At 68.0% G+C, this 15,689-nt stretch carries 14 protein-coding genes and 2 tRNA genes; 12 read left to right on the top strand and 4 right to left on the bottom strand.

Annotation, left to right across the window (positions count from 1 at the left end; genetic code table 11):
* Nucleotides 1-2: 2 nt before the first annotated feature.
* Nucleotides 3-2,561, bottom strand: a complete 2,559-nt coding sequence (gene pepN, locus A5648_RS17185) for an aminopeptidase N (RefSeq protein WP_065025698.1) — start codon at nt 2,559-2,561, stop codon at nt 3-5.
* Nucleotides 2,562-2,661: 100 nt separating this feature from the next.
* Here pepN and A5648_RS17180 point away from each other — a divergent pair, with 100 nt between their 5' ends.
* The 4 genes from A5648_RS17180 to A5648_RS17165 all read left to right on the top strand — a co-directional run bounded on the left by A5648_RS17180 (nt 2,662) and on the right by A5648_RS17165 (nt 4,941).
* Complete coding sequence (locus A5648_RS17180; RefSeq protein WP_065025697.1) at nt 2,662-2,919, top strand: hypothetical protein; 258 nt, start codon at nt 2,662-2,664, stop codon at nt 2,917-2,919.
* Nucleotides 2,920-2,981: 62 nt separating this feature from the next.
* Complete coding sequence (locus A5648_RS17175; RefSeq protein WP_065025696.1) at nt 2,982-3,593, top strand: DsbA family protein; 612 nt, start codon at nt 2,982-2,984, stop codon at nt 3,591-3,593.
* A gap of 46 nt (nt 3,594-3,639) precedes the next feature.
* On the top strand, nt 3,640-4,119 hold the full coding sequence (locus A5648_RS17170; protein WP_065025721.1) for a ribose-5-phosphate isomerase: 480 nt from the start codon (nt 3,640-3,642) through the stop codon (nt 4,117-4,119).
* Between the two features lie 18 nt (nt 4,120-4,137).
* Nucleotides 4,138-4,941: an Fpg/Nei family DNA glycosylase gene (locus A5648_RS17165; protein WP_065025695.1), complete on the top strand. Its 804-nt coding sequence runs from the start codon at nt 4,138-4,140 to the stop codon at nt 4,939-4,941.
* Between the two features lie 18 nt (nt 4,942-4,959).
* On the opposite strand, the gene A5648_RS17160 is transcribed toward A5648_RS17165, so the two are convergent.
* Together A5648_RS17160 and A5648_RS17155 are read right to left on the bottom strand one after the other, a co-directional pair.
* The gene (locus A5648_RS17160) at nt 4,960-6,183 is read right to left on the bottom strand and encodes a serine hydrolase domain-containing protein (RefSeq protein ID WP_065025694.1); all 1,224 of its coding nucleotides are present in this window, start codon (nt 6,181-6,183) and stop codon (nt 4,960-4,962) included.
* A gap of 36 nt (nt 6,184-6,219) precedes the next feature.
* Nucleotides 6,220-6,290: transfer RNA gene (locus tag A5648_RS17155), tRNA-Gly, on the bottom strand.
* A gap of 123 nt (nt 6,291-6,413) precedes the next feature.
* On the opposite strand from A5648_RS17155, the gene A5648_RS17150 reads away from it, so the two are divergent.
* The 4 genes from A5648_RS17150 (at nt 6,414) to clpP2 (ending at nt 9,276) form a co-directional block, all read left to right on the top strand.
* A tRNA-Pro gene (locus tag A5648_RS17150) sits at nt 6,414-6,490 on the top strand.
* Nucleotides 6,491-6,545: 55 nt separating this feature from the next.
* Nucleotides 6,546-7,970 (top strand): trigger factor, encoded by a 1,425-nt coding sequence (tig, locus tag A5648_RS17145; RefSeq protein WP_065025693.1) that lies wholly within the window; start codon nt 6,546-6,548, stop codon nt 7,968-7,970.
* Between the two features lie 95 nt (nt 7,971-8,065).
* Nucleotides 8,066-8,644, top strand: a complete 579-nt coding sequence (locus A5648_RS17140) for an ATP-dependent Clp protease proteolytic subunit (protein WP_046315102.1) — start codon at nt 8,066-8,068, stop codon at nt 8,642-8,644.
* Nucleotides 8,641-9,276 carry an ATP-dependent CLP protease proteolytic subunit ClpP2 gene (gene clpP2, locus A5648_RS17135; RefSeq protein WP_064854936.1) on the top strand — a complete coding sequence of 212 codons (636 nt, stop codon included), beginning with the start codon at nt 8,641-8,643 and terminating at the stop codon, nt 9,274-9,276. The genes A5648_RS17140 and clpP2 overlap by 4 nt, the downstream gene beginning before the upstream one ends.
* A gap of 56 nt (nt 9,277-9,332) precedes the next feature.
* On the opposite strand, the gene mmuM is transcribed toward clpP2, so the two are convergent.
* Nucleotides 9,333-10,217, bottom strand: coding sequence for a homocysteine S-methyltransferase (gene mmuM, locus A5648_RS17130; protein WP_065025720.1), 885 nt, complete (start codon nt 10,215-10,217; stop codon nt 9,333-9,335).
* A gap of 256 nt (nt 10,218-10,473) precedes the next feature.
* On the opposite strand from mmuM, the gene clpX reads away from it, so the two are divergent.
* The 4 genes from clpX (at nt 10,474) to mobA (ending at nt 15,677) form a co-directional block, all read left to right on the top strand.
* On the top strand, nt 10,474-11,757 hold the full coding sequence (gene clpX / locus A5648_RS17125; RefSeq protein WP_065025692.1) for an ATP-dependent Clp protease ATP-binding subunit ClpX: 1,284 nt from the start codon (nt 10,474-10,476) through the stop codon (nt 11,755-11,757).
* 288 nt (nt 11,758-12,045) lie between these two features.
* The gene (locus A5648_RS17120) at nt 12,046-13,986 is read left to right on the top strand and encodes a 2-oxoacid:acceptor oxidoreductase subunit alpha (RefSeq protein WP_065025719.1); all 1,941 of its coding nucleotides are present in this window, start codon (nt 12,046-12,048) and stop codon (nt 13,984-13,986) included.
* On the top strand, nt 13,983-15,068 hold the full coding sequence (locus A5648_RS17115) for a 2-oxoacid:ferredoxin oxidoreductase subunit beta (protein ID WP_065025691.1): 1,086 nt from the start codon (nt 13,983-13,985) through the stop codon (nt 15,066-15,068). Before A5648_RS17120 ends, A5648_RS17115 begins: the two co-directional genes overlap by 4 nt.
* A gap of 15 nt (nt 15,069-15,083) precedes the next feature.
* On the top strand, nt 15,084-15,677 hold the full coding sequence (gene mobA, locus A5648_RS17110) for a molybdenum cofactor guanylyltransferase (protein ID WP_065025690.1): 594 nt from the start codon (nt 15,084-15,086) through the stop codon (nt 15,675-15,677).
* Nucleotides 15,678-15,689: the final 12 nt, after the last annotated feature.

Raw genomic sequence — 15,689 nt, 5'->3', positions numbered from 1 at the left:
GTTCAGGCGCGATCAAACGTGCGTGCCCGCAGCGACCGCTCCACCCCGGCCCGGCCCTCCAGGACCAATCGCCGCAGCGCCGAGGGCACCGTGGGATCGGCCAGGAACGTGTCGGCGGCGTCCAACCCGGCCTGGCTGACGTCCCATCCCGGGTACAGGCCGATCACCACCGTCTGCGCCACCTCGCTGGAGCGCCGTTCCCAGACACCGGAGATCGCGGCGAAGTACTTCTCGGTGAACGGCGCCAACAGTTCGCCCTGCCCAGGCTGGACAATCCCGGCGATGATTGCCCGGCCGGTGATATTGGCCAGCGTGTCGTCCTCGATCACCTGCTGCCACGCCGCCTGTTTGACTGCTGCTTGCGGTCGCGCCGCCGCGGCCTGGGCGCCCTGGCGCTGGCCGGCCGCGGTGGGGTCGCGTCGAATCTCGGCGTCGATCGCCTCGGCGTCGAGCACGCCGCTGCGGGCCAGGGCCACCATGATCCGCCAGCGCAGATCGGTGTCGACCGCCAGGCCGGCCAACCCCTGATCTGCCGGGTCGGCGTCGAGCAGCGCGGCCAGTACCGCGGTGTGCCGCTCGGACAGCACCGACGTGCACAGCGCGTTGACGTAGGCCAGCTGGTGATCGGAGCCGCCGTCGGCCGCGCGGGCCAATTCCAGCAGCCGGTCGGCGAACGCCGGCCAACCGTGCTGCGCGGCCCAGCCGGGGTCGGCGTAGAACCCCAGCGCGGTCTGCGCCTGCAGCAGCAGCCGCGAAGCGACCCCGACCTCGGTTTCGGCGTGAATACCGCCTTGCACCAGTGCCAGGAAATCCCGGGCGCGCAGCTCGGCCTCGCGGGTCATCTCCCAGGCCGCCGACCACACCAGCGTGCGCGGCAACGGCTCGGCGATATCGGCGATGCGTTCCAGGGCGGTCGCCAGCGACTCCTCATCCAGCCGCAGCGCGCAGTAGGTCAGGTCGTCGTCGTTGACCAGGATCAGCTTGCCGCGCGAAACCCCTTCCAGCCCAGGCACGGCCGTCGCCGGACCCTCGATGTCGAGTTCTTCGCGGTGGGTGCGCACCAGGCGTCCGGTGCCGTCGTCGTCGTAGATACCGATGGCCAGCCGGTGCACCCGGGTCTCGCCTTCGCCCGGGGCGGCGCCGTCCTGGGTGACGGCGAACCGGCTGAACTTCCCGGCGTCGTCGAGATCGAAGTTGGCGCGCAGGGTGTTCAGGCCGGTGGTCTTGAGCCACTGCCGGCCCCAGTCGGACAGGTCGCGCCCGGATGCCTTCTCCAGTGCGGCCAACAGGTCGTCGAAGGTCGCGTTGCCGAAGGCGTGTGCGGCGAAGTAGTCGCGCAATCCGGCCAGGAAGTGTTCCAGCCCGACGTAGGCCACCAGTTGCTTGAGCACGGATGCGCCCTTGGCGTAGGTGATCCCGTCGAAATTGACTTCGACGGCGGCCAGATCGGGGATGTCGGCGGCGATCGGATGCGTCGACGGCAGCTGGTCCTGGCGGTAGGCCCACGACTTCTCCGCGTTGGCGAATGTGGTCCAGGCGCTGGTGTATTCGGTCGCCTCGCTCTGACATAGCACGGAGGCGAAGGTCGCGAAGGACTCGTTGAGCCACAGGTCATCCCACCAGCGCATGGTGACCAGGTCGCCGAACCACATGTGCGCCATCTCGTGCAGGACGGTCTCGGCGCGTCGCTCGTAGGACGCCCGGGTCACCTTGCTGCGAAAGACGTAGTCCTCCAGGAAGGTTACGGCCCCGGCGTTCTCCATCGCCCCGGCGTTGAACTCCGGGACGAACAACTGGTCGTACTTGCCGAACGCATACGGCGTGCCGAAGTTGCGGTGGTAGAAGCCGAATCCCTGCTTGGTCTCGGTGAACAGGCGCTCGGCGTCCATGTGCGGTGCCAGCGAGGCCCGGCAGAACAGGCCCAGCGGGATCTCGCCGTGCTCGTCGCGGTAGACGTCGTCCCATTTGGCGTACGGTCCGGCGATCAGCGCCACCAGGTAGGTGCTCATCTTCGGGGTGGTCGCGAACGTGTGCACACCCGCCTCGATTGCGGCCGTGGCGCCGTTGGAGACCACCTGCCAGTGCTCCGGTGCGGTGACGGTGATGTCGAAGGTGGCCTTGAGGTCCGGCTGATCGAAACAGGCGAACATCCGCTTGGCGTCGGCGGTCTCGAATTGGGAGTACAGGTACACCTCGTCGTCGACCGGGTCGACGAAGCGGTGCAGACCCTCGCCGGTGTTCGAGTAGTAGCAGTCGGCGTCGATCTCGACGACGTTGTGGGTGTCCAGGCCGGGCAGGGTGATGCCGGTCGACTCGTCGTAGGCCGAGACGTCGAGCGCGCGGCCATTGAGGGTGGCGCTGCGGACGGTCGCGGCGGCGAGGTCGATGACCGTCTCGGCGCCGGGCAGGGCGTCGAAGGCGACGGTGGTGGTGGAGCGGAAGGTGCGCTCGCCCGGCCGGCCGTTGCCGTCGGTCAAATCGAGCGTGATCCGGTAGTTGCCGACAGTGACCGCGGCGGCGCGTTCGGCGGCCTGGTCGCGGGTGAGGTTGGGAAGTGCCACGCCCGCCAACAGTAGCCGCTGGGCGCCACTCGACGCCCCATAGCTGCCGTTCGCGGTAGAGTTCCGAACGTAGGGGAATCTCGGCGAAGGACGGTCTGCGGTGAGCGCACAGGATGAAGAGCCGCGCCAGGAATCAGGCGAGGGGAAGGCCGCCAGAACCGAAAAGCCCGAGCCCACCCAGGAGCAAATCGAGGAAGCCACTAAGCAGCTGGACGCCCAGGATGATGATCGGCCGACCGTCGTCATGCCGGGAACCGGCGGGACGGTCAGCGGAACCGCGGTCAGCGATTGGCTCGATGACGAAGGCAACCCCAAATACGATGACCGCTCGGCTGAGAACTCCGGCAGCGGAGAGTAGAACGCCGAACACGGTGGCCATGGTGGTGTCCGACGACGAGCACCGGCTCGAGAGGAAGGTCGATGTCTGAACGGTCTCAAGCCGAGTTCTGGTTCGACCCGCTGTGCCCGTGGGCCTGGATCACCTCGCGGTGGATCCTGGAGGTCGAGAAGGTTCGCGATATCGATGTGACCTTCCACGTGATGAGTCTGGCCGTCCTCAACGAGGGCCGCGACGACCTCTCCGAGGAGTACCGCGAGGGCTTGACGAAGGCGATGGGCCCGGTGCGGGTCGCGATCGCCGCCGAGCAGCAGCGTGGCAACGAGGTCCTGCGCCCGCTGTACACCGCGATGGGAACCCGAATCCACAACCAGAACAACAAGGACTTCCCCGACGTCATCACCGGTGCGCTGGCTGAGGTGGGCCTGCCGGCCGAACTGGCCGATGCCGCCACCACCGACAGCTACGACGAGGCGCTACGCAAGAGCCACCACGCCGGGATGGACGCCGTCGGCAAGGACGTCGGGACCCCGACCATCCACGTCAACGGGGTGGCGTTCTTCGGGCCGGTGCTCTCCCGCATCCCGCGTGGCGAGCAGGCCGGTGAGCTGTGGGACGCGTCGGTGACGTTCGCGTCCTACCCGCATTTCTGGGAGCTCAAGCGCTCCCGCGCTGAGGGGCCCGAATTCGACTGATACCGGCGTGAGCTGGGAGTCGACCGGGTCTGAGACAATGGCCGCCATGCGCGTCTACCTCGGCTGCGACCACGCCGGTTACGAACTCAAAGAGCAGATCCTCGAGCACCTGAAGCAGGCCGGGCACGAACCGGTCGACTGCGGGGCCTACAGCTACGACGCCGAGGACGACTACCCGGCGTTCTGCATCGCCGCGGCGTCGCGCACGGTGGCGGACCCGGACAGCCTGGGCATCGTGATCGGCGGATCCGGCAACGGGGAACAGATCGCCGCCAACAAGGTGCCCGGGGCGCGGTGTGCGCTGGCGTGGAGCACCGAAACCGCGCAGTTGGCGCGGGAGCACAACAACGCCCAGCTGATCGGCATCGGCGGCCGGATGCACTCCACCGCTGAAGCGCTCGCGATCGTCGACGCGTTCCTGAGCACGCCGTGGTCGCAAGCCGAACGCCACCAGCGCCGCATCGACATCCTGGCGGCCTACGAGCGCACGCACGAGGCGCCGCCGGTTCCCGGCGCCCCGGTCTGACCCAAGCGACCGTCCGGCATGCCCGAGGGGCACATCCTGCACCGGCTGGCCCGGTTGCATCAGCGCCGCTTTGCCGGCGCCCCGGTCGCGGTGTCGAGTCCGCAGGGCCGGTTCGAATCCGGCGCCGCAGCCGTCAGCGGCCGGCGGCTGACCCGCGCCGAGGCGTGGGGCAAGCACCTGTTTCACCATTACGCCGGCGGCCCGATCGTGCGCGTCCACTTGGGCATCTACGGCCACTTCACCGAATTCCACCTCGCCGACGGCGTGCCGGCACCGGTCGGCCAGGTCCGGATGCGCATGATCGGTGCCGAGTACGGCACCGACCTGCGCGGCCCGGCCGCCTGTGAGGTGATCGACGAGGCGCAGGTCGCCGACGTGATCGCGCGACTCGGGCCCGACCCGCTGCGCAGCGACGCCGACCCGGCGCTGGCCTTCAAGCGAATTACCAAGTCCCGCAAGGCGGTAGCTGCGCTTCTGATGGATCAATCGGTGTTGGCCGGCGTCGGCAACGTCTACCGCAGCGAAGTGCTGTTCCGGCATCAGATCGACCCGTACCGGCCCGGCACCGAGATCGGCGAAGCGGAATTCGCCGCGATCTGGGCGGATCTGGTGGCGTTGATGAAGGTCGGGCTGCGCCGCGGCAACATCGTCGTGGTCCGGCCGGAACACGATCATGGCGCACCGGCCTATGCCACCGGCAAGCCGCGCACCTACGTCTACCGCCGCGCCGGCGATCCGTGCCGGCTGTGCGCGACTACGGTGCGCACCGCGGAACTGGAGGGCCGCAACGTGTTCTGGTGCCCGTCCTGCCAGGCGGGCTAGCGGGCCGGCGCCAAACCGTCAGTCGTCGTAGACGTTTTCGCGCCGGGGCCGGATCGGCACGCCGAGCGCCCGGTAGATCTCGTTGGACAGCACCACGCTGCGTGGGTCGGCGTTGGCCTGGGTGTGGTCGAACCGGTTCATCACGTAGCCGTAGCCGATCCGGTGCTCCAGATCGACGAATGCGAACGAGCCGCCCAGGCCGCCGTGACCGAAGATCCGGCGGTTGGGTCCGTTGACCCCCTGGGCGTTGAGCATGTAGCCCAGGCCCCAGCCGTGCTCGGCGACCCGCGGCCCGAGCACCAGGTCGGTTTCGGTGCCGCCCTGCAACACCCGAAGCCGGTCCATGGCGGGACGGCTGAGCAGCTTCTCCTGCACCAGCGCGTTGTAGAACGTGGCCATGCCCAGCGCCGAGACCTGGGCGTTGGTGCCGGGAAACTCCAGCTGCCGCCACAGCGTCAGGTCGTTGGTGGCGATCTCGTCGTCGGGAGCGAACCCCATCGCCACCGCCAGCCCCGCCTTGGAATGCTGGTCCAGCGAGGTCGGACGTTTCGGTGCACCGGCCGAGGCCAGCATCTCCCGGATCGTCGGCTTGCCCACCGGGTCGGCGCAACGGTAGGGCTGCTGGTCGGCCGGCACACCGATGTGCACCTCGGCGCCGAGCGGACCGGCGACCTCACTGTGCAGATACTGGCCCACCGTCATACCGGTCACTCGTTTGACGACCTCGCCGATGATGAAGCCGTAGGTAGTCATGTGGTAGCCCTGGGCGGTGCCCGGCCGCCACCACGGCTCGGCGGCGGCCAGCCGTTCACAGACCAGGTCCCAGTCGGTGACGTCGCGCCAGTGCATCGGTTCGCGCGGCCCGATCGCCCCGGAGCGATGGGCCAGCACCATGGCCAGCGAGATGTCCTGCTTACCGGCCTGGCCGAATGCCGGCCAGTAGTGCGCCACCGGAACGCGCAGATCCAGTTCGCCGGATTCGGCGAGTCGGTGCACGCAGGTACTGGTCAGTCCCTTGGTGCCCGACAGCACGGTGCTCAGCGTGTCTTTTTGCCAGGGGTGTAAGCCCTCGACGTCGGTCGACCCGGCCCACAGATTGACGACGAGCTCGCCATCCACGTACGCCGCGACCGCGGCCCCGAGCTCCTCGCGCAGGGTGAAATTACGCTCGAACTCATACCGCACCCGTTCGAAGCGCGGCGAGCACGACCCGTGAATCTGGACGTGCCGTGTGCCGCCCATAGGCGTGCCTTCCTGCCAGGGAAAATCCCCGTATCGAGCGGGCGACGGGAATCGAACCCGCGTAGCTAGTTTGGAAGACTAGGGCTCTACCATTGAGCTACGCCCGCAATATCCAGGGCAGACTGTACCGGCGTGGTCGACTCCAAATCCAATTGGCACCCCGGTGCGGCCGTGCGGTGCGGGCGGCTGTGTTGCCGTGGGCGCCGGGCCGTAGGATCGCCTGGTCAGTGCGGGGTGTAGCGCAGCTTGGTAGCGCATCCGCTTTGGGAGCGGAAGGCCGCAGGTTCAAATCCTGTCACCCCGACCAGCAGCGCGCGCCGCACCGGCACGACTGACCGTCAACGATATCGAGGAGTACGCCCGTGAAGAGCACCGTCGAGCAGCTGACCCCTACCCGGGTTCGCATCAACGTGGAGGTGCCGTTCACCGAGCTGCAGCCGGACTTCGACCGGACCTACAAGCAGCTGGCCCAGCAGGTGCGGATGCCGGGCTTCCGGCCGGGCAAGGCGCCGGCCAAGCTCATCGAGGCCCGCTTCGGCCGCGCCGCGGTGCTGCAGCAGGTGGTCAACGAGGCGCTGCCCAGTCGCTACAGCGAGGCGGTGACCAGTTCGGACCTCAAGCCCCTCGGTCAGCCCGACATCGAGGTCACCAAGCTCGACGACGGTGACCAGATCACCTTCACCGCCGAGGTCGACGTGCGCCCGGAGATCGCGCTGCCCGACCTCGAGCAGCTCAAGATCAGCGTGGACCCGATCGAGGTCGGCGACGACGAGGTCGACGCCGAGCTGGAGTCGCTGCGTGCCCGGTTCGGCACGCTGACCGGCGTCGACCGGCCGGCCGCCGAGGGCGACTTCGTCTCGATCGACCTGGACGCCACCATCGACGGGGAAGCCGTTGAGGGGGCCAGCACCGAAGGGCTGTCGCACCAGGTCGGATCGGGTCAGCTCATCGAGGGACTCGACGACGCCATCGTGGGGCTCTCGGCCGGTGAGAGCAAGGCCTTCACCACCACCCTGGCCGCCGGCCCGCAGGCCGGCAAGGACGCCGAGGTGACCGTGACGGTCCAGTCGGTCAAGGAACGCGAGTTGCCCGAGGCCGACGACGAGTTCGCGCAATTGGCCAGCGAATTCGACACCATCGTCGAGCTGCGGGAGAGCCTCAGCGAGCAGGTCGCCCGGACCAAGCGCATCCAGCAGGCCGAGAAGGTGCGGGAGGCGACGCTGGAGACGCTGGTCGAGCAGGTGGAGATGCCGCTGCCCGAGGCAGTGGTGCAGGCGCACGTCGACAATGCACTGCACAACGCCCTGCACGGTCTCGACCACGACGAGAACAAGTTCGCCGAGGCGCTGGCCGACAAGGGGTCCTCGCGGGCCGAGTTCGACGCCGAGACCCGCACCGAGGCCGAGAAGTCGGTCAAGACGCAGCTGTTGCTCGACGCGCTCGGGGACAAGCTGGAGATCCAGGTGGGCCAGAACGACCTGACCCAGCACCTGGTGCTGATGGCGCGTCAGTACGGTATCGCCCCCCAGCAGCTGATGCAGTTCCTGCAGCAGAACAACCAGCTGCCCGCGGTCTTCGCCGACGTGCGCCGGGGCATGGCGCTGGCAGCGGCGGTGCGCGCCGCCTCGGTCACCGACACCGACGGCAACGAGATCGACACCGCCGAGTTCTTCGGTACCGGCAAGGCCCCTGACGCCGACGCCGGGGACGACGTGGCGGTCGGGACTGAGGAGACGGACGGGGCCGCAGACGAGGTGGCCGAAGCCGAGGCGGCATCCGACGAGTGACGCTGTAAGCGAACGAAGCCGGTTCGGACCGCCCCCAGCGCCGCCGGTTCGTTAGGGTCGGTGCATATGAATCTCGAGAAAGCAGGTATCCCACTGTGAGCCAGCCCGGTCTGAATCTCGTCGACTCCGTATACGAGCGCCTACTGCGAGAACGCATCATCTTCCTGGGGTCGCAGGTGGACGACGACATCGCCAACCGGCTGTGCGCCCAGATCCTGCTGTTGGCCGCCGAGGACCCCACCAAGGACATCTCGCTGTACATCAACTCCCCGGGTGGTTCGATCAGCGCCGGGATGGCGATCTACGACACCATGGTGCTGGCGCCGTGTGACGTCGCCACCTACGCGATGGGCATGGCCGCCTCGATGGGCGAGTTCCTGCTCGCGGCGGGCACCAAGGGCAAGCGTTACGCGCTGCCGCACGCCCGGATCCTGATGCACCAGCCGCTGGGCGGGGTGACCGGCAGTGCCGCCGACATCGCGATCCAGGCCGAGCAGTTCGCGGTCATCAAGAAGGAGATGTTCCGGCTCAACGCCGAGTTCACCGGGCAGCCGATCGAGCGCATCGAGGCCGACTCCGACCGCGACCGCTGGTTCACCGCTCAGGAAGCGCTGGAATACGGCTTCGTCGACCACATCATCACCCGCGCCCACACCAACGGAGCCGCATCATGAACCCTGAAATCCAGCCGCAGGCGCGCTACATCCTGCCGTCGTTCGTCGAGCACTCCAGCTGGGGCGTCAAGGAGTCCAACCCGTACAACAAGCTGTTCGAGGAGCGGATCATCTTCCTCGGCGTGCAGGTCGACGACGCGTCCGCCAACGACATCATGGCCCAGCTGCTGGTGTTGGAGTCCCTGGACCCGGACCGCGACATCACCATGTACATCAACTCTCCGGGCGGCTCCTTCACGTCGCTGATGGCGATCTACGACACCATGCAGTACGTGCGGGCCGACATCCAGACCGTGTGTCTGGGTCAGGCCGCCTCGGCTGCCGCGGTGCTGCTGGCCGCGGGCACGCCGGGCAAGCGGATGGCGCTGCCGAACGCCCGGGTGCTCATCCACCAGCCGTCGCTGTCCGGGGTGATCCAGGGTCAGTTCTCCGACCTGGAGATCCAGGCCGCCGAGATCGAGCGGATGCGCACCCTGATGGAGTCCACCCTGGCCCGCCACACCGGCAAGGATCCCGAGCAGGTCCGCAAGGACACCGACCGGGACAAGATCCTCACCGCCGACGAGGCCAAGGAGTACGGGATCATCGACACCGTGCTGGAGTACCGCAAGCTCTCGGCGCAGACCGCCTGAGCATTTTCTCGCGAGCAGACGTGAAAGCCCCCTCGTAGCACCGCTACAGGGGGCTTTCACGTCTTCTCGCGCAACAAGGCTGTAATCGCCGCGATGTCGGCCGGGCGCACTCGGCAACAGCCACCGACGATGCGGGCACCGGCGGCCACCCACCGCGGTACCAACTCGGGGGAGAAGCGCGCCGGCCCCACCCAGCCCCCGGCGCCCCAGCGTTCCCCGCTGTTGGGGTAGGCGATCGCCGGCTTGCCGGTGACCCGGCGGGCGATCTCGATGGCCGGCAGCACATCCTCGGGTGCACAGCAGTTCACCCCGACCGCGACGATCTGTGGCACCCCGGCCGCGACCGCGAAGGCGTCGGTCAGCGGCTGTCCCGCACGAGTCGCCGTGCCGTCGATGGTGTAGCTGAGCCAGGCCGGTACCTGCGCTTCGCGCACCAGGCCCACCAGGGCCTCGGCCTCGTCGATGTCGGGCACGGTTTCCAGCGCGAGCACGTCAGCCCCGGCGCCGGCCAGGACCTCCAGCCGGGGGCGGTGCCACGCCGCCAGCTCGGCAACCGAAAGCCCATACCGGCCAACGTATTCCGAGCCATCAGCACGGGCGGCGCCGTACGGCCCGATCGAGGCCGCCACCCAGCGCCCACGCGCGCCGCCGCCGGCCGCGCGGGCGAGTTCCACACTGCGGCGCAGCAGCGCCACCGCGTCAGGCTGGTCGACCCCGCGGGCGGCGAGACCGTCGAAGCTCGCCTGATAGCTGGCGGTGGTCGCGATCTGCGCGCCCGCGGCGAAAAACGCGGCGTGTACGGCCGCAACCTCTTCGGGGCCGTCGAGTAGCAGTCGGGCCGACCACAGCGGATCCGCCAGGTCGGCACCGCGGGCTTCCAGCTCGGTAGCCAGCCCCCCATCGGCGACGAGCACGGTATCGTCGGGCACGGCGAACCCCACGTTCGCCACTGTAGGGCTCCTGGGCGCCGGCCGTCTCACGGCTGGATAACGCCGACGACACGCGCCAGCGCGTCAGACGCCGGGATCGCGGTACGGGCGATATCTTCTTGGAGCAGACGTACAGGCCCACAAACGAAATACCAACGACGCGATTCGGCCTTATCGGTCGCCTCGCACCGGAATGAGCGGGTAGCGTCGGGGCAGACACCGATACCCCGACGACGGACGGCGAACAGGAAGTAGGTCGTAACGCACTATGGCGCGCATCGGAGACGGCGGTGACTTGCTGAAATGTTCGTTCTGCGGAAAGAGTCAGAAGCAGGTCAAGAAGCTCATCGCGGGTCCGGGCGTCTACATCTGCGATGAATGCATCGACCTGTGCAACGAGATCATCGAAGAGGAGCTGGCCGACGCCGACGACGTCAAGCTCGACGAGCTGCCCAAGCCCGCTGAGATCCGGGACTTCCTGGAGGGCTACGTCATCGGTCAGGACACGGCCAAACGCACACTGGCGGTGGCCGTCTACAACCACTACAAGCGCATTCAGGCCGGCGAGAAGAGCCGCGATTCGCGCTCGGGTGAGCCGGTAGAGCTGACCAAGTCCAACATCTTGATGCTGGGTCCCACCGGCTGCGGCAAGACCTACCTGGCCCAGACCCTGGCCAAGATGCTCAACGTGCCGTTCGCGATCGCCGACGCCACCGCGCTCACCGAAGCGGGCTACGTGGGTGAGGACGTGGAGAACATTCTGCTCAAGCTGATTCAGGCCGCCGACTATGACGTCAAGCGCGCCGAGACCGGGATCGTCTACATCGACGAGGTCGACAAGATCGCCCGGAAGAGCGAGAACCCGTCGATCACCCGCGACGTCTCCGGCGAGGGCGTACAACAGGCGCTGCTGAAGATCCTGGAGGGCACCCAGGCGTCGGTTCCGCCGCAGGGTGGGCGCAAGCACCCGCACCAGGAGTTCATCCAGATCGACACCACCAACGTGTTGTTCATCGTCGCCGGGGCATTCGCCGGCCTGGAGAAGATCGTCTCCGACCGGGTTGGCAAGCGCGGCTTGGGTTTTGGTGCCGAGGTTCGCTCCAAGGCAGAGGTCGACACCGTCGACCACTTCTCCGAGGTGATGCCCGAAGACCTGATCAAGTTCGGATTGATTCCGGAGTTCATCGGCCGGCTGCCGGTGGTGGCCTCGGTGACCAACCTGGACATGGAGTCGTTGGTCAAGATCCTCTCGGAGCCGAAGAACGCTCTGGTGAAGCAGTACACCCGGCTGTTCGAGATGGACGGGGTGGAGCTGGAGTTCAGCCAGGACGCGCTGGAGGCGATCGCCGATCAGGCCATCCACCGCGGCACCGGGGCGCGTGGCCTGCGGGCGATCATGGAAGAAGTGTTGCTGCCGGTGATGTATGACATCCCCAGCCGCAATGACGTCGCCAAGGTCGTGGTGACCAAGGAAACGGTGCAGGACAACGTGTTGCCGACCATCGTGCCGCGCAAGGCGTCGCGCTCCGAGCGTCGCGACAAGAGCGCCTGATCGCCGGCGGCGCCGCCCGCGCCGCCGAGGGTTACCCGCGGGTAGCAAAACTTTCTTAAAGTTGAGCCGCCGCCAAACGTGACCAAAACCACATTTCGGTCCCGAGATGACCGTGAACCCGGCCATGACGTCGGCGTTTAACGCTAAGTCGGTAGGGTTTCGACACGGTGTGGCGTCGAATCGTCTCTAAGAACGGTGCAATAATCGGTACCGCCAGTGACAGAAAAAAATGTGGGTGCGCCAGTCGCGCTGTGCGGGCCCGGGGAGACAGTGATGGAAGGCGGGGCCGTGGGTCCGAGCGGTAACGGAGCCGGGTCGGCGCCCGGGCGCCAAAAACTCGAGAAAGTCGTCATCCGTTTTGCCGGGGACTCCGGTGACGGTATGCAGCTCACCGGCGATCGCTTCACCTCCGAGGCGGCGCTGTTCGGCAATGACCTGGCCACCCAGCCCAACTACCCGGCCGAGATCCGCGCACCTCAGGGCACCCTGCCGGGGGTGTCGTCGTTCCAGATCCAGATCGCCGACTTCGACATCCTCACCGCCGGCGACCGCCCCGACGTACTGGTGGCGATGAACCCCGCGGCCCTGAAGGCCAACATCGGCGACCTGCCCCGCGGCGGGATGGTGATCGTCAACTCCGACGAGTTCACCAAGCGCAACCTGGCCAAGATCGGTTACGAGAACAACCCGCTGGACACCGAGGAACTCTCCGACTACGTCGTGGTCCCGGTCGCGATGACCTCGCTGACGCTGGGCGCGGTCGAGGTGATCGGCGCGACCAAGAAGGACGGCGCGCGCGCTAAGAACATGTTCGCCCTGGGCCTGCTGTCCTGGATGTACGGCCGGGAGCTGGAGAGCAGCGAACGCTTCATCCGGGAGAAGTTCGCCAAGAAGCCCGACGTCGCCGAGGCCAACGTGCTGGCGCTCAAGGCGGGCTGGAACTACGGCGAGACCACCGAGGCGTTCGGCACCACCTACGAGATCTCACCGGCCAAGCTGCCGGCGGGCGAGTACCGCCAGATCTCGGGCAACACCGCACTGGCCTACGGCGTCATCACCGCCGGCCAGTTGGCCGACACCCAGGTGGTGCTCGGGACCTACCCGATCACCCCGGCCTCGGACATCCTGCACGAGCTGTCCAAGTACAAGAACTTCAACGTGCTGACCTTCCAGGCCGAGGACGAGATCGCCGGGATCGGTGCGGCGATCGGCGCCTCCTACGGTGGCGCGCTGGGCGTCACCAGCACCTCCGGCCCGGGCTTGGCGCTCAAGGCCGAAGCGCTGGGCTTGGCCGTGATGACCGAGCTGCCGCTGCTGTTGATCAATGTTCAGCGCGGCGGCCCGTCGACCGGCCTGCCGACCAAGACCGAGCAGGCGGACCTGCTGCAGGCGTTGTACGGCCGCAACGGTGAATCGCCGGTCGCGGTGGTGGCGCCGTGCACGCCGTCGGACTGCTTCGACGCTGCCATCGAGGCCGTCCGGATCGCGCTGGCCTACCGCACGCCGGTGGTGCTGCTGTCCGACGGGGCGATCGCCAACGGGTCCGAGCCGTGGCGCATCCCCGACGTCGCCTCGATGGAGCCCATCGAGCGCAACCTGGCCAAGGCCGGCGAACCCTTCCAGCCCTACGCCCGTGACCCCGACACCCTGGCCCGGCAGTTCGCCATTCCCGGCACTCCCGGCCTCGAGCACCGGATCGGTGGGCTGGAGAAGGCCAACGGCTCCGGGGAGATCTCCTACGAGCCGGCCAACCACGACCTGATGGTGCGGTTGCGTCAAGCCAAGATCGACGGCATCAAGATCCCCGACCTGGTCGTCGACGACCCGACCGGTGACGCCGAGCTGCTGCTGCTGGGCTGGGGCAGTTCCTACGGCCCGATCGCCGAGGCGTGCCGGCGGGTCCGGCGCGGCGGCGTCAAGGTCGCGCAGGCGCACCTGCGCTACCTCAACCCGCTGCCGGCCAACCTGGGCGAGGTGCTGCGGCGCTACCCGAAGGTGGTGCTGCCGGAGATGAACCTGGGCCAGCTGGCGCTGCTGCTGCGCGGCCGCTACCTGGTCGACATCCAGTCGGTGACCAAGGTGGCCGGAAAGGCGTTCCTCGCCGACGAGGTGGAGGGGATCATCGACGACGCGCTGGCCGGGACGCTGGCCGCGCGGGAGAACGAGAAGGCGTCGCTGGCCAAGGCCACGGCGGTCACCATTGCGGGTACAGCAGGAGCGAAGTCATGACCGCAGAACCGACGACCGAATCCCTGATCGGCGCCGAGCTGGGGCTGACCGCCCTCAGCGGGGTGCCCACCACCGACGAGCCGCAGAAGTCCAAGGACTTCACCTCCGACCAGGAAGTGCGCTGGTGCCCGGGGTGTGGCGACTACGCCATCCTCAACTCGATGCGCAACTTCCTGCCCGAGCTGGGGCTGCGCCGGGAGAACGTGGTGTTCGTCAGCGGGATCGGCTGCTCGAGCCGGTTCCCGTACTACATGAACACCTACGGGGTGCACTCGATCCACGGCCGCGGTCCGACGTTCGCCACGGGGTTGGCGACCGCCCGCGAAGACCTGAAGGTGTTCCTGATCACCGGTGACGGCGACGCGCTGTCGATCGGCGGCAACCACCTGATCCACACCTTGCGCCGTAACGTCAACATCACCATCCTGTTGTTCAACAACCGGATCTACGGCCTGACCAAGGGCCAGTACTCGCCGACGTCGGAAACCGGCAAGATCACCAAGTCGACGCCGTTCGGGTCGTTGGACAACCCGTTCAACCCGGTCTCGCTGGCGATCGGCGCCGAGGCGACGTTCGTCGGGCGCGCCCTGGACTCCGACCGCAAGGGCCTCACCGAGGTGCTGCGCGGGGCGATGGAGCACCGCGGGTCGGCGTTAGTGGAGATCCTGCAGGACTGCCCGGTGTTCAACGACGGCTCCTTCGACCTGTTGCGCAAGGAGGGTGCGGAGAACCGCCTCATCAACGTTCGCCAGGGCGAGCGGATCATCTTCGGCGCCGAGGGCGAGTACTGCGTGATCAAGAACGGCTACGGGCTGGAGGTCGCCAAGACCGCCAACGTGTCGGCCGACCAGATCGTCGTGCACGACGCCACCCTGGCCAACTCGTCCTACGCGTTCGCGCTGTCGCGGCTGTCCGAGCAGGACCTGTCGCACTTCCCGATGGGCATCTTCCGCAAGGTCACCAAGCCCACCTACGACGACCTGGCTCGCGCGCAGGTCGCCGAGGCGCGGCAGGCAAGCGCCCACGACTCCGCCGCACTCCAGGCGCTGCTGCGTGGCCGCGACACCTGGACCGTGGACTAAGGCGAGCCTGACGCCATGACCGGCCGGTTGGCCGGGGTTGTACTGGCGGGCGGCGCATCGCGCCGGATGGGCCGCGACAAGGCCACCCTGACCGTGGCCGGGATGTTCGACGGCCGCACCCTGGTGGAGCACCTGGTATCGGTGGTCTCCCGGCGCTGCGATCCGGTCTTCGTGGTGGCCGCCCAGGACCAGGCGTTACCGGTTCTTGCCGCCCAGGTGCTGCGCGACGAGGTGCCCGGCCTGGGGCCGCTGCCGGCCGTCGGACTGGGCCTGCGGGCCGCGGCGCGCGCGGGCGCCGATCGCGCCTTCGTCTGCGCGGTCGACATGCCGTTTCTGACGCCCGAGTTGATCGACCGGTTGGCGGATTCCACCCGGCCTCAGGACGCCCCTGACGTGGCCGACATCGTGCTGCCGCGGGCGGGGCGCGACCACTACCTGGCCGGGATCTACCGCACGAGGCTGGCCGAGACCGTCGACGCGCTGGTCGCCGCAGGGGAGCGGCGCGTGGGGGCGCTGGTCGATCTGGTCGAGGTCCGGCGCATCGTGGTGACCGATGCGGCCTCGCTGACCAACCTCAACTCTCCGGACGATGTGGCCGGACTGTCGTGAGCGCACCCGCGA

It is taken from the genome of Mycolicibacter sinensis, from assembly GCF_001673565.1.
In the GTDB taxonomy this organism is placed as follows: domain Bacteria; phylum Actinomycetota; class Actinomycetes; order Mycobacteriales; family Mycobacteriaceae; genus Mycobacterium; species Mycobacterium sinense_C.
This window is presented reverse-complemented; position numbering and strand designations above follow the sequence as displayed.